The following is a 20560-nucleotide window of genomic DNA, read 5'->3' as shown; positions in this document are numbered from 1 at the left end:
CTATCGAAAAGCGATCTGTATCTATCGAAAAACGATAGCCATGCGCGCAGACGGATGCCAGTCCGCACCGCGGCTCCCAGCGAACGCTCGGTTTCCCGGGATCAGAGGGTGTCGGGATCGAAGGGCGAGTCCAGCGCCTCGGTGAGCTCGGCGAGCATCGCCTCGATCTGCGGCTCGACGAACTCGCTGATCGCGGCCTGCACCCGCAGGCGATGGCGCAGCAGCAGCCCGCAGATCTCGCGGCCCACGACGTTCGCATAGTCGTCGGCGAGCGCGACCTCGTGACGCAGCGCGGCCTTCGCGTCGTCGCTCAGCGGCGGCAGCGGGGGCAGCTCCCCCGCGTCCGCATCGGCCATGCCGGCGAGCGTGAACAGGAACGGCGCCCCCGGGACCGGATCCGGATCCAGCGGCATGCCCTCGTACTCGGGCTCGAGATCCTCGGTGGGCCGGTACGCGCGGGCGCGGTTGCGCGCGGCCTGCTGGTCGAGCTCCCCCTGCAGCATCGGCAGATTCCGCGCCGTGTACTCGGCGACCGAGTGATCGACGATGGTCTTGATGCGCGTGGAGAGCCCGTGCTGCACGCCGTGCGGCACGTTCCCGCCGATGCCCGCGGCCGAGAGCACAGGAGAGCCGAGGCAGCGACGGCACGGCGCGACCCGCCCGCGGTGCGTGGAGGGCTCCCAGCGCGGCACCCAGCGCAGCCAGGCCTCGACGGCCTGGTCCACCTGCGTCTCCAGCGAGCGCTCCACGCCTCCAGCGTACGGGGCGGACACGCCCGGGTGGCCGCGGCACGCGAGATCGGGTGCCGCGGCGCTCACGAGGAGCGCAGGTCAGGGCTGCTCGTCGTCGTCCTTCTCCCACGGCCAGCGCGGAGCCCTCGCCTCCGTGCGCCGCAGCGCGATCGCCACCCACGCCGCGATGAGCGCCGCCACCACGATCACGGCGCTCGCCCCGCCCAGCACGAGCTGGCCCGCGGCCGCCGTGGCGTCGATCGCGCCCGCGCCCTCCGCCACCGCGGCGGCCCAGAGTCCACCCAGGTGGACGAGAGCCGCGCCGAGCGCGAGGAACACCGTCGCGACGAACGACGGATGGGGATTCGCGAGCACTCCCCGCAGCGCCAGGGCGAAGACCGCCACGGCGAGCACCATGCCGACGATGCCCGGCAGCTGGCCGAGTCGTGGCACGGAGATGAGGTCGCGCTCGGCGAAGAGGCTCAGCACGCCGAGGCCCATGATGGCCAGCGCGAAGAACGAGATGACCCCGATCGCCCAGGCGAGGACAGGCCGAACCCCCGCGGGCCGGGGCTCGCGGGGGTTCGGCGGGGTCTCGTTCGTGATGCTCTCCTGCGGGGCAGGCCGGCGCCGCTACGGCAGCTGGGGTCCGGCTTCGAGGACGCGCTCGTACTCGCGCTGCGCCTCCTCGTTCTGAGCGGTGCGGCGGGCGCCGGTGCGGGCGGCCCATGCGCCGAACCAGATGGTGAGCTCGCGGCCGAAGATGAAGGCGGCGATCGCGAGCGGCGCCAGCAGCTGTCCGTTCACGTTCTCGGCCAGCTGGGTCGCGCCGAGCTTCCAGAACTCGACGGATCCGATCGCGCCGAGCAGATGCCCGCCGTACGCGAATCCGCCGACGATGATGCCGAAAACGACCCAGTAGCCCCAGCGACCGCGGTTGATGATGCCGCCGAGCAGCCAGAATCCGATCGCGAACACGACGACCGGGATCCACAGGCCTGCACTGCGGGCCTGGTCGAGCAGATAGGTGCCGATGCTGTCAGTGGTGACCTTGCCGTCGAACGCGGCGATGCCGAGGGCGGTGCCGAGGTAGAGGATCGCGAAGGCGACGGCCGCCAGCAGGCCGATGCCGAAGATCGCGCCGCGGTTGCCGCGCTCGCGCGGAGGCTCCGGCGCCTGTACGAAGATGGGCGGCGGCACGTCGCTCGCGCCCGGGATGATGACGGCCGGCGCGAGCACCTGCGTCGGCGCTTCGGCGACGGGGTCGACGCGGGTCGTCGCGTGCTCGAATGTCGCGGTCTCCGTGGCGGCCGCCGCAGCGACGACGGTGGGCGTCTCGGCGGGCGACGGCGGAGTGAAGGTGCCGCCGAACGTGCCGGGGTACGCGGCCTCGGCGGCCTCGAAGGCGGCGAGATCCGCGTCGACGGCGGCTTTCTGGTCCGCGGCGGCGGCCTCGCCTCGCGCGGTCGCCCCCTCGGCGGCGCGCTCGGCCTGGGCGAGGCTGTCGTTCGCGCTCTGCGCGACCATGGCATGGTCGGGCTGCGCCGCACCGGCAACGCCTTCGCCGGCGTCCTGGGATGCGGCGTCGGCAGTCGGGGCCTGCGCCTCGGCGGCCTCGGCCGGGGCCGGCTGCACGTCGGCGGCCTCCGCGGGCACGGCCGGGGTGTCGACGCCCTGGGCGTCCGTCTCGGGCGCTGCGGCCACGGCGTCGTCGACGTCGTGCGCCTGCGCCGGCTTCGAAACCTCGTGGTCACTCATGTGAGCTCCTCCATACGGATACGGTGATTCGAGGCTATCTCCGAGGCGGGGCGCCGTCGCGGAGACGTGCCGGAAAAGTGCGGATGCCTGATCCGGATCCGCATCGCGGGCGGATCCGCGTCGCTATCGCAGCAGGCCCGCGAAGTAGTTCACCATCACGGGCCCCATGGGCGCGGCGAGGTACACGAGCCCCGCGATGACCCCGGCGCAGACGACGCCCGCGAGCCACGCGATCCCGGTGTTGCGCCCCCCGATCCGTGCCATACCTCGAGGGTACGAGCGTGAAGCGCGAGGGCTCGGGCGGCGCGCGGCGGAGGGGGCTCCCCGCGCCCTCAATGGGCGGCGGGGGACCCTGTCGCAGCGCTCAGCCGGCGTCGGGCGCAGCCACGCCGGGCAGCGCCCATGCTGCGAACACAGGGCCGTCCGCGGCGAGCGCGACGGCGCCGCCCTCGGACACCGCGAACGTCGCGTCCCCGATCAGGGCCTCGGCCGCTGCTGTTCCGGTCAACGCCCCGGGCGGGAGCTCGATGTCGACGTCTCCGCGCGCCGCGAGCACGAGCACGGTCTCGGACTCGGACTCCCGCACGAACGCGAGGCACTCGTCGTCGACGTGGAGCCAGCGCAGCCCGCCGGTGCCGAGCGCGGGGTGCGCCCGGCGCACCCCGACGAGGTCGCGGTAGAGCGCGATCCGCTCCGCGGTCTCCGGCTGCTCCTCGGTGCCCCACGGGATCGGCGTGCGGCTGGCCTCTCCGTCCACTCCGGTCAGCCCGAACTCGTCGCCGGCGAACACGACGGGCACCCCCGGCAGCGTCATCGACAGTCCGACGGCGACCGGGACGGTGCCGGGTGCGGCGTTCGTGGCGAACCGTGCGGTGTCGTGCGTGTCCAGTGGCTGCATGTTCCCGAGCCGCACCCTCCACGGGATCCCTCCGGTGAACCGGGTCATCGAGTCGACGACGTCGCGCGCGGTGTAGCGCGGGATCCCGCCGGTCTGCATGCCGAAGAACCAGCTCTCGGTGCGCTCCTCCCCCTCCGCGGTGAGGTACGGCTCGCCGTTCGGCTCGCTGAGCCAGGCCCATACCGGGCGGGTGAAGGACGGGTACGTCATCGCGCCGTCCCAGCCGTCGCCCTGGAGGTCGCTCGTGGCGTCGTTCGTCGACTCCCCGAGCAGGATCGCGTCCGGGTTGATCCCCCGCACCGTGTCGCGCAGCAGCCGGCGCACGTCGGCGTTCAGGTCGATCGCGCCGAGGCGGCCCGTCATGTTCGCGACGTCCACGCGCCAGCCGTCTGCCCCGTACGGCGGCTTGAGCCACCGCGCCACGGCCGAGTCCTCGCCCGTGATGAAGCGCTCGCGCAGTTCCTCGCTGGACCAGTCGAATTTGGGCAAACTGCGCGCGCCCAGCCAGCACTCGTACTCGGTGTTGTCGTCGTCGGTGAAGTAGTAGAACGCCTCCTCGGTCGCTCCGGGGTTCCCGAACGCCGCGCGGAACCACTCGTGGCGGTCGCCGGAGTGATTGCTGGTCAGGTCGCCGATCACCCTGATGCCTCGGGCGTGCGCCTCCTCGATGAGGCGGGCGTACGCCTCGTCACCTCCCAGCAGCGGGTCGACGCGGAGGAAGCTCGAGGCGTCGTAGCGGTGGTTGGACGCGGCGGGGAAGACGGGCGTCAGGTAGAGCAGGTTGACGCCGAGCCCGACGAGGTGGTCGAGGTGCTCGATGATCCCGGGGAGGTCTCCTCCGTAGAACTGGTGCGCACGGCCGGGCATGACCGGATCCACCGGGGTGTCCCAGTCCGCCGGGATCGCCCAGTCCGGAGTCCGGTGCTCATCGGCCTGGGCGGAACGGGCGAAGCGGTCGGGGAACACCTGGTACATCACCGACTCGTGCAGCCAGGCCGGAGGGGCGGGCTCGGCGACGAGCGCGAAGTCCTCGGCGTCGAGCGTCTCCAGGCCGTGGATGCCGGTCTGGTTCAGCCACTCGATCCGGCCGTCCTCGTGCTGAAGCAGGAAGCGGTACCCGTGCCGCGGGTTGCGCACGGTGACCGGCGCCTCCCACCAGTCCCAGCCGTCCGCCGCGCCGATCCGCTCGGCGTCGGTCCACTCCGGCTCGTGGTCGGGGTTGGAGCGGGTGCGGACCGCCGCGAGCGGACCGTAGCCCCCTGGCACGCGCAGCCGCACCCGGACGATGTCGCCGAGGGCGGGAGCGTCATCCGAGACGTGCAGCGGGGATCCGTCGTGGTGCGGGAGGAGAGCGGTCATGTCAGGCCTTTCCGAGTGCGGCGGCAGCCCGCCGGGAGTCGACGTGGTTGCACGACCGGTGCCGTGACAGAGCCCTTGAGTTGTGTTTCGAGGATCGCTACTTCACGCTACCGGCGGTGAGCCCGCCGACGATGTACTTCTGCAGCGAGAGGAACAGGACCATCGGCAGGATCGCCGCCAGGACGGCCCCGGCCGCGAACACCGCGTAGTTCTTCGCGTCGGTCGAGACGTACTGGTAGAGGCCGACCGCGAGCGTCTGCTTCTCCGGGGAGATGAGCACGGTGGACGCGATCAGGAAGTCCCCCGTGATGCCGATGAAGGCCAGCAGTCCGACCACCGCGAGGATGGGGGCGACCAGGCGGAGGGTGATCGTGAAGAAGATCCGCGCATGGCCCGCGCCGTCGATCTTCGCCGCCTCGTCGATCGATGCGGGGATCGTGTTGAAGAAGCCGTACATCAGGAAGGTGTTCGTGCCCAGTGCGCCGCCCAGGTAGACGAGGATCAGGCCGATCTGCGAGTTCAGGCCGAGCGCGGGGAAGATGTCGCCGATCGCGGACATGAGCAGGAAGATCGCCACGATCGCCAGCAGCTGCGGGAACATCTGCACGAGCAGCAGGGTCATCAGCCCGGTGCGGCGTCCGCGGAAGCGCATGCGCGAGAAGGCATATGCGGCGAGCGCGCACAGGAAGACGCTGGACACCGCGGCGAGCACGCCGATGAAGAGCGTGTTCAGGAACCAGGCGCCGTAGGGGCGGGACGGATCCTGGAACAGCTGCACGTAGTTGTCCAGGCTGATCTTCGAGAACAGCCCGTTCGTGCTGAGCAGCGTGCCGCCGGGGTTCAGCGAGGCGGACAGCACGTACACCAGCGGGAAGCCGGCGAACACGAGCATGACGATGCCGATGATGTGGCGCCAGCCGGTCTCCCGGAACCAGCGGCCGAACGGACGGCGGGTGCGCGGCGCCGGAGGAGCGAGCAGCGCCGCGGTGGCCGTCGGGACGGAGGTCGATGCGATGTCGGTCATGTCAGTTCAGATCCTCCAGCACCTTGGTCTGCCGGAAGCCGATCAGGGAGATCACGGCGACGAGCACGAAGATGATGATCGAGAAGGCGCTGGCGAGGCCGTAATCCCGCTCGGAGCCGACGAAGGCGACCTTGTAGACCATCGAGATGAGCAGGTCTGTGGATCCCACGTTGATGCTCGCATCGGTGAACTGCGGGCCGCCGTTGGTGAGCAGGAAGATGAGCCCGAAGTTGTTGAAGTTGAACGCGAACGACGCGATCAGCAGCGGGGCCACCGCCACGAGCAGCAGCGGGAATTTGATGAGCCGGAATGTCTGCCACACGCTCGCCCCGTCCACCCGCGCGGCCTCGACGACATCGTCTGGCAGCGACTGCAGCGCACCGGTCGTCACGAGGAACATGTACGGGAAGCCGAGCCACAGGTTCGCGATGAGGATCGCCCCCTTGGCGAGCCACGGATCCGTGAGCCACGGGATGGACGCCCCGCCGAGCACGACCTGATTGATGAAGCCGAAGTCCTTGTTGAACAGACCCGCCCAGACCAGGGCCGAGAGGAACGCCGGGAAGGCGTACGGCAGGATCATGATCAGCCGGTAGTACTTGCGGCTGCGCATCTTCGGATCGTTGAACACGATCGCGAGGAACAGGCCGAGGATGAACGTCGTCGCGACCGAGAGGATCGCGAACGCGAACGTCCACAGCAGCACGGCGAAGAACGGGCCGCGGATCGACTGGTCAGAGAAGGCGCGGACGAAGTTGTCCATCCCGACCCAGACCTGCCAGCCGGGCAGCAGGGCCTTGCCGTCCTTCGCGGTGAACGCGCCCTTGCCGGTGTCGCTGTAGACGACGCCGGTCTTGGTGTCGGTCATCGTGTCGGCCTTCGGATCCCACGACAGCGTCGAGGTGAACAGGTAGGCCTTGGATCCGTCGGTGGTCTTGAGATAGCCCTGGTTCAGGTCGCGCGAGAGCGGCACGGCGAGGGCGGCGATGTCGTCCTGGTGGGCGATCACGCTCGGGAAGTCGAGGGTCGTGAAGCCGGGGGCTCCGTCGGCGGTGATGCCGGGCTCGGTCGAGAGCGGGCGATCGGCGCCGCCGATGAGCGGCGCGGCGCTGCCGGGCTCCGAGGTGAGGAAGAAGAACTTGCCGTCCTTCTCGAGGACCTTGACGGAGAACGTCGGGGAGTCGGCGACGCGGGTCTGCGACTGCAGCAGGAGCGCCTGGACCGCGTCGTCCTTGGTGGAGTTGTGCCCGGATCCGTAGTTCGTGAAGGCGACGTATCCGGAGTAGAGCACCACGAAGATCTGGAAGATCAGCAGGAAGACGAGGCCCGGCGTGAGGTATTTCGCGGGCAGGAGCCCGGGGATGAGGTAGACCGCGTTGATCGCGAGGACGCCCACGGCGACCAGCACGGCCGGGGTCCACTGCGCGCTCGCGGCGAGCGCGAACACGGCGTACAGCGCGAGGGCGTCGATCACCGCGAGCGCGACGATCTTGACCAGCCACACCTTCCAGCCGGCAGATGCGGCCTCGGCGTAGGCCGCGGCGCGCCGCTGGCGGCGGCTCCTGGCCCTGTCCTCAGCGGACATGGCCGTCTTCTCCTGCACGGCAGGACCCGTCATCTCGACCCCTTCACAACGTCGTCAGCGGGCGGTGGTGCGGGGAGGCACACGATCGCGTGCCTCCCCGCACCGGGTTCCGGACCGGGTCAGCCGATCTTCGTCTGGATCGCCTGGGCCATGGTGGTCCAGGTGCTCGCCGGGTCCGCACCCTTGATGATGGCGACCTCGGACTTGCCCCAGTCGTCCCACACGGAGCCCATCTCGGGCACCGAGGGCATCGGCACGGCGTTCGCGCCGACCTTGGCGAAGCCGGCCACGGCCGGGTCGGACTGCGCGGCCTGGAACGACTCGGTCAGTGCCGGCGGACGTCCGCCGGCCTTGTAGAGCGCGGTCTGCACGGCGGGGGTGGCGAGGTAGTTCACCAGGAACTCGTTCGCGGCGAGGGTGTTCTTCGACTTCGCGTTCACGAAGAACGCCTGCACGCCGGCGAACGGACGGGCCTCCTGGCCGCCGGCGCTGGGGATCGGGTCGACGGAGACCTTGATGCCGGCCTTCTCGGCGTCGGGCAGGTTCCACGGGCCGCTGATGAAGTACGGGGCCTCGCCCGCGTTGAACGCGGCCTTCGCGAGGTCGCCGGTCAGGCCGGGGTTGAAGATGCCGGCCGCGCCCTGCGCGCCCAGCCACGTGGCGAACTTCTGGCCCGACTCGTCGCCGATCGTGAGCTTCTTGGCGTCGTAGCTGCCGTCGGTGTTCTGCGCGAAGACCTGGCCGCCGAACGAGGTCTCGAACGGGTACGTGTGGTACGCGTCGCCCGTGGCGGCGTCGAGTCCGATCAGGAACGGGTACTTGGTTCCCGCAGTCCTGCCCTTCGCGATCATCTCGTCGTAGGTGGCCGGGGTCGAGTCGGCGAGAGCGGTGTTGCGCAGGATCGCGATGTTCTCGATCGCGTAGGGCAGGCCGTAGACCTTGCTGTCGTAGGTGACGGCCGACATCGCGACCTTCTCAAACTTGGAGGCGGAGTCGCCCAGCTCGATCGGCGCGACCAGGCCGTCCTTGACGAAGGATCCGATCCAGTCGTGCGCGCCGATCGTGATGTCGGGGCCCTTGCCGGTGGGGACCTGGGCGGTGAAGTCGTCGCGGATCTTGCCGAAGTCCTTGACCACCAGGTTGATGGTGATGCCCTTGTCCTTCTTGAAGTCGGCGGCGACCTGCTTCATCGCGGCCGCGCGGTTGGAGTCGACCCAGACCGTGAGCGAGCTCGTGGTCTTGTCGCCGCCCGCGGACGATCCGCTGCCACTGCCGTTGCTGCCGCAGCCGGTCAGCGCCAGTGCGCCGGCCACGAGGAGTGCGCCGAACGCGACGACGCTCTTCCTGTTCACCTTCATCGGTGTACCTCTCTCGGTGCTTAGTGGGAGCGCGATCGGCTCCGATCGTGCGCCGGATCGGCGCGCGCCCCGCCTGCCAGAACGCAAGCGTTTACAGTATGCGGATCCGATCCCCTTCGCGCAACCCTTGCTTGCCTCGCCTCCGGCGATGATGCCTCGGTGATTTCTTTGTCTCCATTGGGATCCAGACGTAACGGACTCGGGCTTGCATTGCACGGAAGCGTTTACAACAATGATCCGAACGACCACCGCAGATCTCTCCTGCGACCCTTGCGCGCCGGGTCGGACCGGTACCCTTCCTTGACCCGACTTCCCAGGAGGCCTCGTGGCTGACATCGCCGATGTGGCGCGTCTCGCCGGTGTGTCCACCGCCACGGTCTCGCGCGCCCTGAACGGGAAGACCGCCTCAGCCGCGACGCGGGAGAAGGTCCTGGCGGCGGCGGCGGAGCTCGGCTACGTGGTCTCGTCGAACGCCTCGGGGCTCGCCTCAGGGCGCACCAGGCACATCGGCTTCATGGTGCCGTTCATCGATCGCTGGTTCTTCACGGACCTGCTCACCGGCATCGAGTCCGTGCTGCTCAGTCAGGGGTACGACGTGACCCTGTACGACCTGCAGGGCAACGAATCCCAGCGCGATCAGGTGTTCGGCAGCTCGCTGCGCCGGGCGAGCATCGACGGCCTGATCGCCGCGAGCATCGAACTGACGCCCGACGAGATCCGTGCGCTGCGGGCGCTCGGCAAGCCCGTGGTCAGCATCGGCGGCTACATCGAGGGCGCGACCGCGGTCGACGTCGACAATGCCCGGATGGCGACCCTCGCCACCGAGCACCTGCTCTCGCTCGGGCACACCCGGATCGCGTACGTCGGGGCAGGTCGGACGATCGCCAGCGCGTTCCAGCTCGGCGACGCCCGGTACGACGGCTGGCTGTCGGCCATGCGGGCCGCGGGGCTCGAGGTGGAGGGGACAGGGTTCTGGGAGGCGGACTTCGACATCCCGTCCGGGTACGCGGCCGCGAAGGCGCTGCTCGCGCACGACCGGCCGACCGCGATCTTCGCCGCGAGCGACGAGATCGGGATCGGCTGCATGCTCGCCGCGCGCGACCTGGGCCTGCGCGTGCCGGACGACCTGTCCGTCGTCGGCATCGACGACCACAAGCTGTCGGCGTTCTTCGGGCTGACCACGCTCGCCCAGGATCCTGCCGGCCAGGGCCGTCTCGCCGCGCACCTGCTGCTCGCCCAGCTGGACAACCCGGGTGCGGCCCCCGAGCACCGCACGCTCACTCCGCGGTTCGTGGTGCGCTCCTCGACGGCACGCCCGGGCGGCGCCGTGCACGGAACCGCCTGACGCCGACGCTCGTTACACTGCCTGTATGGCTGACAGCTCATTCGACATCGTGTCCAAGGTGGATCGCCAGGAGGCCGACAACGCCCTCAACCAGGCGCGCAAGGAGATCGAGCAGCGCTACGACTTCAAGGGAGTCGGCGCCTCGATCGCGTGGAGCGGCGAGAAGATCGTGATCCTGGCGAACTCGGACGAGCGCGTGCGGGCCGTGCTGGACGTGTTCCAGACCAAGCTCATCAAGCGCGGCATCTCGCTGAAGAGCCTGGAATCCGGCGAGCCGACCGCGAGCGGCAAGGAGTTCCGCCTCGAGTCGACCCTCAAGGAGGGCATCAGCTCCGAGAACGCCAAGAAGATCGGCAAGATCATCCGCGACGAGGGCCCGAAGTCGGTGAAGTCGCAGATCCAGGGCGACGAGCTGCGCGTGCAGTCCAAGAGCCGCGACGACCTGCAGGCCGTGATCGCGCTGCTCAAGGGATCCGATCTGGATCTCGATCTGCAGTTCATCAACTTCCGCTGAGCCGGCGCACCGCCTCGAATCCGAGGCGGCATGTCGATCGCGCGCGTCCTCGATCGTCACCTTTCTGAACGGAACCTCCGATCCGAAAGGGACACTCATGGACAGCATGCACATCACCGGGGTCCGCACGGTCAGCATCCCCGTGAACGACCAGGACGACGCGCTGCGGTTCTACCGCCGGCTCGGCTTCGCGGTGCTGCGCGACGCACCGACGCCGAACGGGCGCTGGATCGAGCTCGCCCCCGGGAGCGGGAACGTGATCCTCACGCTCGAACCGGCGGATCCCGCCGTCCACCGCGGATCGATCGGGATCCGGTTCACGTCCGACGATGTCGACGCCGCCCATGCCGCGATGCTCGCCGAGGGCATCGACGTCGACGAGATCCTGCGGTGGCCCGGAGTGCCGGCGATGTTCGCGTTCCGCGACCCGGACGGCAATGCGTTCTCGATCACGAGCACTGACCAGACGACGGATCAGAGCGCCGGTGAGAGGATCGCGTCATGAGCACGATCGGGCCGCTGGACATCGCCTTCACCGCCACGCTCGGGCGCGTCCGCGAGGGCGACACCTGGATCTGCGTGCAGCTGCCGGACTCCGCGACGATCTTCGGGACGCGGGGACTCGTCAAGGTGTCCGGAACCGTCGACGGGCACCCGTTCGACGGAGCCTTCATGGCCCTGGGCGACGGCACGCACAAGCTCCCGGTCTCGAGCACGATCCGCCGCGCGATCGGCAAGGCGGAGGGACAAGACGTCGCCGTGCATCTGACCCGCCGACGCAGCTGAGCCGTCCCGCGCCGATCTCCGCCCCGATCGCCGTTCCCACCGTGCACCCCGCCGGAACGTCGCGGAAACACCGCTCGATGTCGCCGAATGCACGGCATGTTCATCACTTCGATACCGGTATTTGGGTTTGCCCCCTCCCAGTGAGATAGTGCTGTTCTGGGGTAACTACTTGGGGGTAGTGATGGGCGAACGCGGTCCGTTGACTGGCGTAGTACGGTCGCCGCTGGGGGCGACGAAACAGCTTCTCGCTGAAGAGGTGTATCAGCAGGTCGGTGCGTCGATCATCGACGGCACGCTGCCGGCGGGATCGCGCATCAGGGATGCGGATCTGGCCGAGAAGTTCGGCGTCTCACGGATGCCGATCCGCGAGGCGCTCCAGCGTCTCGAGCGGGTCGGCCTGGTCGAGATGTATCCGAGCCGGTACACGCAGGTCACCGAGGTCCCGCCCGAACTCACGGCGAAGACCCTGGAGTACGCGGGCTATCTCGGCGGGGCGGTCGCGGCGATCGCCGTGCCCCGGCTGAGCGCCGCCGAGCGCAAGGAGGCCGCAGCCCTGGCTCGCGCCCTGGACGACGGCCTCGACGATCCGGCCGCGCTCTCGGCGGAGCGCTGGGCGCTCCTGCACTATCTGGCGGAGCGGTGCGACAACGAGATCCTCAGCTCCGTCCTGGACGAGACGAGCATGCCGCTGTCCCGCAACCTGCGGCCGTGGTCCGTCGACGCGTCGCAGCGCGACGTCATGCGCGGGCGGCATGCCGCCCTGTCCGAGGCGATCCTCGCCGGCGACGGCCACACGGCGGAGCACCTCATGCGCGCCATGCACCTCGTGGAGTGAGTCCGGGCCGGATCCGCGTCCGGGGCGTCCGTCAGGCGGGTGACGTCCGCCGCGCGGCGCGATCCGCGGCGGACCAGCCGTCGACCCAGTAGCCGAGCCGGTCGTAGGCCAGCTCGCGCGCATCGTGCCGGGACAGGAAGACGTCGTGCAGCGCGCCGTCGATCCGCTCGATCGTGACCGAGGGGCCGATCTTCAGCGCGGCCCTGGCGATGTCGTCGACGACCAGCACGCTGTCCGCGCGGGTGAGGTCGTCCGACCAGGCCGTCGGCACGGCGCTGCGCTGCGAGAGGAGCACGCACACCGGAACGCCGATCGCGATCCCTGCGGCGATCGTCGCGTGCCCGGCCAAGATCGCGTGCAGCCAGCCGGCGTGCACGGCCATCGTCTGCGCCGGCCGCCAGGCGAGGTTCACGTCCATGGGATCCGCGGGGTCAGCAGCCTCCTGCTGCGCGCGGGTGTAGTAGCCGAGGTCGACCTGGGGCGCCCGATCGAGCGGGCGGTACTTGGCGCGCAGCCCCACGAGCGGAGTGATCGTCTCGCGCGTGAAGCGCGACAGCTGGAACTCCAGCCACGGACTGTTCAGGACCACCGCCGAAGCGACGCCGGGGTTCCGTGCGGCCCACAGGCTGAGGATCAGCCCTCCCGTGGAGTGACCGAGCAGCACCAGCCGGCGGCCGACCGCGTCGGAGCCCGCCTGCATGGCGGCGAGCGCCGCCGCGATGTCCCGGTCGTAGTCGTCGAGGCTCCCGATGTAGCCCGGAGTCTGATAGTCGCGCAGGCTCCGTCCGTACTTGCGCAGATCCAGTGCGAAGAACCGGGCGCCGCGACCGGTCCAGAACCGCGCCAGCCGCTTCTGGAAGAAGTAGTCCGACCAGCCGTGCACGTACAGCACATCGGTGTCGGCGAGCTGCCGGCCGTCTCCGAAGAGCCGCTGCCACGCGGTGCGGTGCGGCAGCGCACGCACCAGGGTCGCGACGACCTCTCCCTCGTCATCGGATCCGAGCGGCAGCGTGAGCTGCTCGAACTCGTCGCCGAGCACGTCGGCCGTCCAGGCGGCGGGATCGGAGCGGCTCATGGACCCAGAGTATCCACGTCGCCCCGCGGCGCTCGTGGCACCCCTCCCCTACGCTGGGCACATCGACGCGCACCGCACAGGAGGAATCATGATCCGCACTCGACTGCACCGTTCGATCGCCGGCCTCGTCGCGGGCACCGCACTCGCCACCGCGGCTCTCGGGCTCGCCGGCTGCTCCGGCGGCACGACGCCCGCCGCGAGCACGAGCAGCGCCCCCTCGGCCACGGGTGCCGGCGCGCTGCCGCCGATCATCGCCGACCTCGGCTCGATCGACGGGACCACGGTCCAGGTGCCCCTCGGCAACACGATCGACCTCACCGGCGACGACAAGGACTTCACGCACTGGACGGCCGATATCGCCGACGCGAAGATCGTCTCGTTCGCACCGGGCAAGGACGACGGGTCCGCCCAGTTCAACCCGGGTCTCGACGCCCTCGCCGAGGGCACGACGAAGGTCACGATGGACAACAGCGCCTCGGGCAAGCACGTGGCGTTCACGGTCGAGGTGACCGCCAAGAAGTGAGGGACCGCCCTGCGGCTCGCTCAGAGACCCGGCTCGACCGGGGACGTCACTCCCCGCGGGAGACGCGGATCATGTCCTCGCGCGGCACGAGCTTCACGCGGACGCGCTCCTCGGGGGCGCCGAGCGCGATCTCGTGCTCGTCCAGCCGGTGCCAGCCGTCGAGGTCGGTCCACCGCACGCCGCGCTCGGCGAGCAGCGCAGGGATCGCCTCTTCGGACGGATCCTCCGGCTGCCACCAGGAGCCCTGGTCGTTGATGAGGTGGCGCACGGTCTCCATGGCGTCGGACTTGGTGTGGCCGATGAGCCCCACGGGTCCCCGCTTGATCCAGCCGGTGGCGTAGATGCCCGGCACGCGCTGGTTGGAGTCCTTCGCGAGCACCTGGCCCTCGCGGTTGGGGATCACGCCGTGCTTCTTGTCGAACGGCACGCCGTGCAGCGGCGAGCCGAAGTATCCGACAGCGCGGTACAGCGCCTGGATCGGCACCTCGCGCAGCTCTCCCGTGCCGACAGCGCCGCCCGTGCCGTCCGGCTTCGTGCGCTCGTAGACGAGGGCGGCGACACGGCCGTCCTCATCCGAGCGGACCTCCACCGGGCGCGCCCAGAAGTGCAGGTGCAGACGACGAGACGCGGATCCGCCGGCGTTGTTCACCGAGTCGCGCTTGCGCCAGGCCTGCAGCACCCGGTCGATGACCATGACCTGCTTGTTGCTGGCGATCGCGTCGCGTGATGCGTCGTCGTAGTCGAAGTCCTCGTCGTAGACGACCATGTCGACATCGCGCAGTTCGCCGAGCTCGCGCAGCTCGAGGGGGGTGAACTTCACCTGTGCGGGCCCGCGGCGGCCGAACACGTGCACGTCGGTGACGGCGCTGGCCTTCATGCCCTCGTAGACGTTCGCCGGCACCTCCGTGACCAGCAGGTCATCGGCGTGCTTCGCGAGCATGCGCGACACGTCGAGCGCCACGTTGCCGTTGCCGATGACGGCCACGGACGCCGCATCGAGCGGCCACTCGCGCGGAACGTCGGGGTGCCCGTCGAACCAGCTGACATAGTCGGCGGCGCCGTAGGATCCGACGGCGTCGATCCCCGGGATGTCCATGCCGGTGTCGCGCCGGGCGCCGGTCGCGAAGATCACCGCGTTGTAGTGCTGCTTCAGATCCTCGAGCGTGATGTCGGTGCCGAAGTTCACGTTGCCGAACAGGCGGATGTCGCCGCGGTCCAGCACGTCGCGCAGTGCCGTGATGATGCCCTTGATGCGCGGGTGGTCGGGTGCGACGCCGTAGCGGACCAGGCCGTACGGCGCGGGCAGCTGTTCGAAGAGGTCGATCGAGACGTCGAAGCGCCGTTCGGCTTTCAGCAGGAGGTCGGCGGCGTAGATGCCGGCGGGGCCGGCTCCGACGATGGCAAGCCTGAGCTTGGTCATAGTGGTTCCTTTCGGCAGCAGCAGGACGTCAGCTGCTGCGGTCCGCGAGCGACTCCGCGAACCGGGTCAGGGCATCGCGCACGGGCCCCTTGGGCAGTACGGCGAGCTCGTCGATCGCGCCCTGGGTCCAGCTGCGGGCGAGGTCGAGGGTCTTCCGGGTGACGGCGTGGTCGCGCAGGCGGGCGAGGGCGTCGTCGAGGATCGCCGGATCCTCGCCCTCGGCGATCCGCAGCACGCCGGCGTCGATCTCCGCGGCGAGCGCGACAGACTCCGGATCCGTCTCGACGCTCAGCAGCAGCGAAGGCATCGTCGGAACGCCCGCACGCAGATCCGTGCCCGGCACCTTGCCGGTGTCCTCGGGCTTCGCGGAGAGGTCGATCACGTCGTCGAGCAGCTGGAAGGCCACGCCGACCTTCTCGCCGTAGTTGCGCAGCGGCTCCTCGTACTCGGCGGGAGCGCCGGAGAAGATCGCGCCGGCCTGCGTGGACGCGGCGATGAGGGATCCGGTCTTGTCGGCGAGCACCTGGATGTAGAACTCGACCGGGTCGTCGCCCTCCTGCGGGCCGACCGTCTCGTGCATCTGCCCCAGGACGAGGCGCTCGAACGTGTCGGCCTGCAGCCGGATCGCGCGGTCGCCGTGGCGGGACATGAGCTGGCTCGCCCGGGAGAACAGGATGTCTCCGGTGAGGATCGCGATGTTGTTGCCCCACACGGTCTGTGCGGCCGGCACACCGCGGCGGCGGTCCGCGCCGTCCATGACGTCGTCGTGGTACAGCGAGCCGAGGTGCGTCATCTCCAGCGCCTTCGCGATGTCGATGACCGCGGGCACGTTTCCGGCGCCGAGCTGCGCGGTGAGCAGCGAGAGCACGGGGCGCACGCGCTTGCCGCCCGCCTCGTAGAGGTAGCGGCTCGGGGCGTCGGCGATCGAGTCGGCGACGCGCAGGTCGACGGCGAGGCCCTCTTCGACCAGGTCGAGGCCCGCTTCGACCTCACGGGCGAGCTTGCGCGCGGCGGGGCCGACGAACACGCGGTCGCTGAAACCGAGACGGCTCGCGAGGCGCGAACCCGTGGCGGCGGGGCTCGAAGTCACGTCGTCCAGCCTACCTGGGCGCGACCCGTGCCCGGTTCCCTCATGTCGCGACAGCGCAGGGATCTGCGGATCACCCGCGGAACGTCCGGATCCCCGCGTCCGCGCCGCTCTTCTCACCCGAGCGCCCGAGTTCTAGGCTGTCGTCCATGATCTCCGGATCCTCCGTCACGGCGCGCTGGCTCGCCGCCGGGGACAGCGGGAACCTCGACGAGTTCGATCGGTTCATGCACGCCGATGTCGTCGTCCACGCCCCGGCCGGGCTGTCCACCACCGGCCGGGATGAGGAGAAGCAGGTCTGGCGCGACGCGCTGGCCTCGTTGCACGGGCTGCGGCACGAGATCCAGGAGATCCTCGCCGACGGCGACACCGAGATGGCGCGGGTCATCGTGACCGGGACGATCGTCGGCGACCTCGGCAGCGTCACCACGGAGGCCACCGGCGCCGGCCGCGCCTTCACGCTGGATCAGGCGATCATCTGCCATCTCAGGGACGGACTCATCGCCGAGGCGTGGGAGATCGCGGACATCGCCGCGCTCCTGACCGCGCCGCCTCGCGACTGATCGCGCCGGAGCGTCTCGGGCCCGGGCCGCTCAGGCCCGCGGCTGCTCAGGCCCTCGGCTTGCGGGCGCGGTGCAGCGCGACGATGCCGAAGGACAGGTTGCGCCAGGCGACGTCGATCCAGCCCGCCTCGCGCAGCCAGCTCGCGAGCGTGCGCTGGTCCGGCCAGGCGCTGATCGACTCGTTGAGGTAGTCGTAGGCCTCGCTGTTCGTGCCGGCCAGACGCGCGACGCGCGGCAGCACCTGCGCGTTGTAGATCTTGTAGAAGCCGCGCAGCAGCTTGGCCGGCGGCGTGGAGAACTCGTTGATCACGACACGACCGCCCGGCTTGGTGACGCGGAACAGCTCGGCGATGGCCTTCTTCGGGTCCTGCACGTTGCGGAGGCTGTACGACATCGTCACCGCGTCGAACGAGTCGTCGTCGAACGGGAGGTCGGTCGCGTCCGCCTCCACGAAGCTGAGGTTCGGCAGGTCGCCGTGCCGGCGCTTCCCCTCGGCGAGCATGCCCGGCGAGAAGTCGGCCGCGACCACGTCGGCGCCGCTGCGCGCGAGCGCGGCCGAGGACGAGGCGGTTCCGGCCCCGAGATCGAGGATCCGCTCGCCCTTCCTCGGCGCGACCGCGCGGGTCGTCGCCGCGCGCCAGAGCGCATCGTTGCCGACCGTCATCACGGTGTTGGTGCGGTCGTAGCCGGCCGCGACCTGGTCGAACATGCCGCTGACGCGGGACGGATCCTTGCCGAGGTCTGCGCGGTTCGGCTGTTCGTTCGCACTCACGCGTCCAGCCTACGCGGGCGGAGCCGTGCGCACGCCGGGCGCCGTGCGCCGCCGGCGGTTACCCGCGTGCCGGCAGGGCGAGCGTCTCGAGCCGGTCCAGCCAGACGTCGGCCGTGGCGTCGTCGAACGGCGGCAGCTGGGCGCGCACCCGCTGCTCGAGGTCGGCGGCGAGGGCCTCCAGGCGACGCTGCACGTCGGCGGGGTAGCCGTACTGGACGCGATGCTCGTCCCACTCGTCCTCGTCGTCGATCCAGGTACCGCGCTCTCCCTCGATGCGCACGACGTCGAGGTCCATGTCGATGCCCGAGAACAGCACCGGCGCCCCTGCGACTTCGAGGAGGGATCCGCTGTCCTCGATGGCGCCGGGGATCCGGTCTCCGAGGTCCTCAGAAGAGTCTCCCCCGGGGTTCGAGGAACGCAGATCCCAGGCGAGGTCGATGTAGATCCGCATGCCCTTGGGGTGGTCGCGGTTCACCGTGAGGGCGTAATCACCGCTCGGCGGCACCAGCGTGACATTGGAGCCGGACGCCGTGAAGGTGCGGCCGGGACGTGCGCTCCCCCAGCCGCCGGGCTGACCCACCCAGTCGCCCCATTCGTCCGCGCCGAGGTAGACGCACTCGTGGCGCCAGTGCGGGGATCCGTCCCACTTGCGCCATTGGAAGACGATCTCGGTTCCGAATGCAGGACGCTCTGGAGTCACGGTGCCACTCTATGGCGCACCCCTGACGCTTCCCCCGGCACGGCGGCGCTGTCGGCACGCAATAGGCTGGATCCGTGAGTGCCGGCCTGGTCGTTCAGACGCGAGAGTTCGACCTCGCCGACGACCTGCTCGCCTACGCGGATCCGGCGGATCCGCGGGCGTGGCTGCGCCGCGGCGACGGGATCGTCGCGGTCGGATCCGAGACCGCGGCCGTGGTCCGGATCTCCTCCGGCGCAGACCCCCGCACGGCCGCCCTCAGCCGCGCCTGGGACGGGATCCGCTCTTCCGCCCGCATCGACGACGCGGTGCGCCTGCCCGGCACCGGCCTCGTCGCGTTCGCCGCGCTGGTCTTCGACGAGGCCTCCGCCGCGGACAGCGTGCTCATCGTGCCGCGTACCGTGATCGGCCGGCACGGCGGTCGCACGTGGATCACGCGCATCGTGGATGCCGGTGATGCGGACGACGCGCCGGCAGACCACGGTTTCGTGGACGGCGTTCCGGCGCCCACCGCCCTCGGCCCGCACTGGGCGGGCACCCTCGGCCCCGGCGCGCAGACGGCGCAGGGCTACCAGGCCTCGGTGCGCGAGGCGCTCGCCGCGATCGCCGACGCCCGGTACGGCAAGGTCGTGCTGGCGCGCGATCTCGTCGGCACGGTACCGGCCGGATCCGACCTGCGCCGTCTGGTGCGCGCGCTCAGCACCGAGTACCCCGACACATGGGCGTTCGCCGTGGACGGCCTCATCGGCGCGAGCCCGGAGACGCTCGTCACCGCGCAGGACGGCGTGGTGACAGCCCGAGTGCTGGCCGGCACGGCCGCGCGCGGTGCCGACGCCGTGACCGATGCCCGCGCCGCGGCCTCGCTCGCCGACAGCCCCAAGGACAACGACGAGCACGCGTTCGCGGTGCGCAGCGTGGTGGCCTCACTCGCCCCGCACACGACCGCGCTCGACGCGGAGGGCGGCCCGTTCATCCTCGAGCTGCCGAACCTGTTCCACCTGGCGACCGATGTGCGCGCGCGCCTCAGCGACGGCGCCTCCGCGCTCGACCTCGCCGCCGCGCTGCACCCGACGGCCGCGGTCGCGGGCACCCCGACCGATGCCGCGATCGCGGCGATCCGCGAACTCGAGCCCTTCGACCGGGGGCGCTATGCCGGCCCCGTGGGCTGGATCGACGGGCACGGCAACGGCGAGTGGGCGATCGCGCTGCGGTGCGCGCAGTTCGACGTGACCGGGACCGGATCCGGTCAGCCGATCCCGCTCACCGCCTATGCCGGCGCCGGGATCGTCGCCGGCAGCGACCCCGAGGCGGAGCTGCTCGAGACGCGGGTGAAGTTCCGCCCGATCGTCGACGCCCTCGCCTGACGCGCCGCGTCATCCTTCGCCCTTGTGTCGACGAGGGGCCCTCTCCCGTCCGGGAAAGGGCCCCGCGTCCTAGTCCTCGTCCTCGTCCTCGTCGTCGTCCTCCGCGGGAAGCGGGACGTCCCAGGTTCCGATGCTCAGGAACCCCGAGCGCTCGGCCAGGATGACGGACGAGGTGTTCTCGAGCTGGCAGCGGTACTGCGGCTCATACCCCTCCGCGAGGGCGTGGCGGGCGAGCGCGAGGACGATCGCTCGCGCATGCCCCTGGCCGCGATGGCTGGGCAGCGTGAGGACGCCGATGTCGGCCAGGAGACTGTCCTCGCGGAAGGGCAAGGCGCTGCCGGCGGCGACGAGGAGGTCGCCGTCGAAGGCGCCGAACACGACCCACTGATCGAGTTCGACCCACGCCTCGTCGACATCCGCCTCGGGTGCGCTCGCCACGAACGCCTCGAAAAGCCCTTCGTCGTCGGCGGTGAGCCGGCGGACGTGCGGCGCGTCGTCCGCGGCTCGCACCTCCTGCTTCCGCACGTCCGGCAGGAAGAACAGATGGTCCGCCCCGTTCATCTCGATGCCGGCGGCGGTGAGTGCAGCCCGCAGCTCCGCCTCGCTCGTCGACTGCCGGACGCCCTCCAACTCGGCGATCTCGGAGGAGACGAGCACGCTCGTGCCCGACGGCCTCCCGAGGATCTGCACGGCGAAGCCTTCCTCCGGGTTCTCCGTGTGGGCGAGCCGGAAGCTGTGGAGGGCGCGGATCTCGGTTCCGCCCGCGAACGGGTCGATCCACGTCTGGCGGACGACGGGGGCGGGGATGATCTGGATGGTCACGATGGTCCTCTCAGGACGTGCGCCTGCCGTGGGCCAACGCATGC

General features: G+C 70.4%; 22 protein-coding genes. 8 read left to right on the top strand and 14 right to left on the bottom strand.

Annotated features, from left to right (window positions below; translation table 11 throughout):
• Window positions 1-101: 101 nt before the first annotated feature.
• The 8 genes from RS86_RS04490 to RS86_RS04460 all read right to left on the bottom strand — a co-directional run bounded on the left by RS86_RS04490 (window position 102) and on the right by RS86_RS04460 (window position 8713).
• Complete coding sequence (locus RS86_RS04490) at window positions 102-749, bottom strand: hypothetical protein (RefSeq protein ID WP_045271030.1); 648 nt, start codon at window positions 747-749, stop codon at window positions 102-104.
• Window positions 750-830: 81 nt separating this feature from the next.
• A complete protein-coding gene (locus RS86_RS04485) occupies window positions 831-1220 on the bottom strand; it encodes a hypothetical protein (RefSeq protein ID WP_235281612.1) in 390 nt (129 codons plus the stop codon).
• 144 nt (window positions 1221-1364) lie between these two features.
• Window positions 1365-2489 carry an ABC transporter gene (locus RS86_RS04480; RefSeq protein ID WP_152642069.1) on the bottom strand — a complete coding sequence of 375 codons (1125 nt, stop codon included), beginning with the start codon at window positions 2487-2489 and terminating at the stop codon, window positions 1365-1367.
• A 123-nt stretch (window positions 2490-2612) separates the two neighbouring features.
• Window positions 2613-2753, bottom strand: a complete 141-nt coding sequence (locus tag RS86_RS20720) for a hypothetical protein (protein ID WP_200892747.1) — start codon at window positions 2751-2753, stop codon at window positions 2613-2615.
• Window positions 2754-2853: 100 nt separating this feature from the next.
• Entirely contained in the window at window positions 2854-4746 is a 1893-nt protein-coding gene (locus tag RS86_RS04475) for a glycoside hydrolase family 13 protein (protein ID WP_045271028.1), read from the bottom strand.
• A 97-nt stretch (window positions 4747-4843) separates the two neighbouring features.
• Window positions 4844-5770 (bottom strand): sugar ABC transporter permease, encoded by a 927-nt coding sequence (locus RS86_RS04470; RefSeq protein ID WP_045271027.1) that lies wholly within the window; start codon window positions 5768-5770, stop codon window positions 4844-4846.
• Between the two features lies 1 nt (window position 5771).
• A complete protein-coding gene (locus RS86_RS04465) occupies window positions 5772-7388 on the bottom strand; it encodes an ABC transporter permease subunit (RefSeq protein ID WP_045271026.1) in 1617 nt (538 codons plus the stop codon).
• Window positions 7389-7474: 86 nt separating this feature from the next.
• Complete coding sequence (locus tag RS86_RS04460; RefSeq protein WP_045271025.1) at window positions 7475-8713, bottom strand: sugar ABC transporter substrate-binding protein; 1239 nt, start codon at window positions 8711-8713, stop codon at window positions 7475-7477.
• 325 nt (window positions 8714-9038) lie between these two features.
• Here RS86_RS04460 and RS86_RS04455 point away from each other — a divergent pair, with 325 nt between their 5' ends.
• From RS86_RS04455 to RS86_RS04435, 5 genes are all read left to right on the top strand, one after another.
• Window positions 9039-10058, top strand: coding sequence for a LacI family DNA-binding transcriptional regulator (locus tag RS86_RS04455; protein WP_045271024.1), 1020 nt, complete (start codon window positions 9039-9041; stop codon window positions 10056-10058).
• Between the two features lie 25 nt (window positions 10059-10083).
• The gene (locus RS86_RS04450) at window positions 10084-10572 is read left to right on the top strand and encodes a YajQ family cyclic di-GMP-binding protein (protein WP_045271023.1); all 489 of its coding nucleotides are present in this window, start codon (window positions 10084-10086) and stop codon (window positions 10570-10572) included.
• Between the two features lie 97 nt (window positions 10573-10669).
• A complete protein-coding gene (locus tag RS86_RS04445; protein WP_045271022.1) occupies window positions 10670-11077 on the top strand; it encodes a VOC family protein in 408 nt (135 codons plus the stop codon).
• Window positions 11074-11358, top strand: a complete 285-nt coding sequence (locus RS86_RS04440; protein ID WP_045271021.1) for a DUF1905 domain-containing protein — start codon at window positions 11074-11076, stop codon at window positions 11356-11358. Before RS86_RS04445 ends, RS86_RS04440 begins: the two co-directional genes overlap by 4 nt.
• Before the next feature lie 256 nt (window positions 11359-11614).
• A complete protein-coding gene (locus RS86_RS04435; protein ID WP_052680072.1) occupies window positions 11615-12193 on the top strand; it encodes a GntR family transcriptional regulator in 579 nt (192 codons plus the stop codon).
• 31 nt (window positions 12194-12224) lie between these two features.
• On the opposite strand, the gene RS86_RS04430 is transcribed toward RS86_RS04435, so the two are convergent.
• Window positions 12225-13268: an alpha/beta hydrolase gene (locus RS86_RS04430; RefSeq protein WP_045271019.1), complete on the bottom strand. Its 1044-nt coding sequence runs from the start codon at window positions 13266-13268 to the stop codon at window positions 12225-12227.
• A gap of 88 nt (window positions 13269-13356) precedes the next feature.
• Here RS86_RS04430 and RS86_RS04425 point away from each other — a divergent pair, with 88 nt between their 5' ends.
• Window positions 13357-13791, top strand: a complete 435-nt coding sequence (locus RS86_RS04425) for a hypothetical protein (RefSeq protein WP_045271018.1) — start codon at window positions 13357-13359, stop codon at window positions 13789-13791.
• A 46-nt stretch (window positions 13792-13837) separates the two neighbouring features.
• Here RS86_RS04425 and RS86_RS04420 read toward each other — a convergent pair whose 3' ends face one another.
• Together RS86_RS04420 and RS86_RS04415 are read right to left on the bottom strand one after the other, a co-directional pair.
• Window positions 13838-15211 carry an FAD-dependent oxidoreductase gene (locus RS86_RS04420; protein ID WP_045271017.1) on the bottom strand — a complete coding sequence of 458 codons (1374 nt, stop codon included), beginning with the start codon at window positions 15209-15211 and terminating at the stop codon, window positions 13838-13840.
• Between the two features lie 28 nt (window positions 15212-15239).
• The gene (locus tag RS86_RS04415) at window positions 15240-16301 is read right to left on the bottom strand and encodes a polyprenyl synthetase family protein (RefSeq protein WP_045271016.1); all 1062 of its coding nucleotides are present in this window, start codon (window positions 16299-16301) and stop codon (window positions 15240-15242) included.
• A 146-nt stretch (window positions 16302-16447) separates the two neighbouring features.
• Between RS86_RS04415 and RS86_RS04410 the strand changes: the two genes are divergently transcribed.
• Complete coding sequence (locus RS86_RS04410) at window positions 16448-16861, top strand: ester cyclase (RefSeq protein ID WP_045271015.1); 414 nt, start codon at window positions 16448-16450, stop codon at window positions 16859-16861.
• Between the two features lie 46 nt (window positions 16862-16907).
• On the opposite strand, the gene RS86_RS04405 is transcribed toward RS86_RS04410, so the two are convergent.
• Together RS86_RS04405 and RS86_RS04400 are read right to left on the bottom strand one after the other, a co-directional pair.
• Window positions 16908-17633, bottom strand: coding sequence for a class I SAM-dependent methyltransferase (locus RS86_RS04405; RefSeq protein ID WP_235281610.1), 726 nt, complete (start codon window positions 17631-17633; stop codon window positions 16908-16910).
• Window positions 17634-17691: 58 nt separating this feature from the next.
• Window positions 17692-18333, bottom strand: coding sequence for a hypothetical protein (locus tag RS86_RS04400; protein ID WP_045271014.1), 642 nt, complete (start codon window positions 18331-18333; stop codon window positions 17692-17694).
• Between the two features lie 74 nt (window positions 18334-18407).
• Here RS86_RS04400 and RS86_RS04395 point away from each other — a divergent pair, with 74 nt between their 5' ends.
• Entirely contained in the window at window positions 18408-19694 is a 1287-nt protein-coding gene (locus RS86_RS04395) for an isochorismate synthase (protein WP_152642068.1), read from the top strand.
• A gap of 69 nt (window positions 19695-19763) precedes the next feature.
• On the opposite strand, the gene RS86_RS04390 is transcribed toward RS86_RS04395, so the two are convergent.
• Entirely contained in the window at window positions 19764-20516 is a 753-nt protein-coding gene (locus tag RS86_RS04390; RefSeq protein WP_052680071.1) for a GNAT family N-acetyltransferase, read from the bottom strand.
• Window positions 20517-20560 lie beyond the last annotated feature (44 nt).

Source organism: Microbacterium azadirachtae (assembly GCF_000956505.1).
GTDB classification, from domain to species: domain Bacteria; phylum Actinomycetota; class Actinomycetes; order Actinomycetales; family Microbacteriaceae; genus Microbacterium; species Microbacterium azadirachtae_A.
The sequence above is the reverse complement of the archived record's forward strand: the minus strand, read 5'-3'. Positions and strand labels throughout refer to the sequence as shown.

Coding starts and splice junctions, on each gene's coding strand:
- RS86_RS04480 (WP_152642069.1), bottom strand. CDS start 2,489: ATGAGTGACCACGAGGTTTCGAAGCCGGCGCAGGCGCACGACGTCGAC.
- RS86_RS20720 (WP_200892747.1), bottom strand. CDS start 2,753: ATGGCACGGATCGGGGGGCGCAACACCGGGATCGCGTGGCTCGCGGGC.
- RS86_RS04475 (WP_045271028.1), bottom strand. CDS start 4,746: ATGACCGCTCTCCTCCCGCACCACGACGGATCCCCGCTGCACGTCTCG.
- RS86_RS04470 (WP_045271027.1), bottom strand. CDS start 5,770: ATGACCGACATCGCATCGACCTCCGTCCCGACGGCCACCGCGGCGCTG.
- RS86_RS04465 (WP_045271026.1), bottom strand. CDS start 7,388: ATGACGGGTCCTGCCGTGCAGGAGAAGACGGCCATGTCCGCTGAGGAC.
- RS86_RS04460 (WP_045271025.1), bottom strand. CDS start 8,713: ATGAAGGTGAACAGGAAGAGCGTCGTCGCGTTCGGCGCACTCCTCGTG.
- RS86_RS04450 (WP_045271023.1), top strand. CDS start 10,084: ATGGCTGACAGCTCATTCGACATCGTGTCCAAGGTGGATCGCCAGGAG.
- RS86_RS04445 (WP_045271022.1), top strand. CDS start 10,670: ATGGACAGCATGCACATCACCGGGGTCCGCACGGTCAGCATCCCCGTG.
- RS86_RS04440 (WP_045271021.1), top strand. CDS start 11,074: ATGAGCACGATCGGGCCGCTGGACATCGCCTTCACCGCCACGCTCGGG.
- RS86_RS04430 (WP_045271019.1), bottom strand. CDS start 13,268: ATGAGCCGCTCCGATCCCGCCGCCTGGACGGCCGACGTGCTCGGCGAC.
- RS86_RS04425 (WP_045271018.1), top strand. CDS start 13,357: ATGATCCGCACTCGACTGCACCGTTCGATCGCCGGCCTCGTCGCGGGC.
- RS86_RS04420 (WP_045271017.1), bottom strand. CDS start 15,211: ATGACCAAGCTCAGGCTTGCCATCGTCGGAGCCGGCCCCGCCGGCATC.
- RS86_RS04410 (WP_045271015.1), top strand. CDS start 16,448: ATGATCTCCGGATCCTCCGTCACGGCGCGCTGGCTCGCCGCCGGGGAC.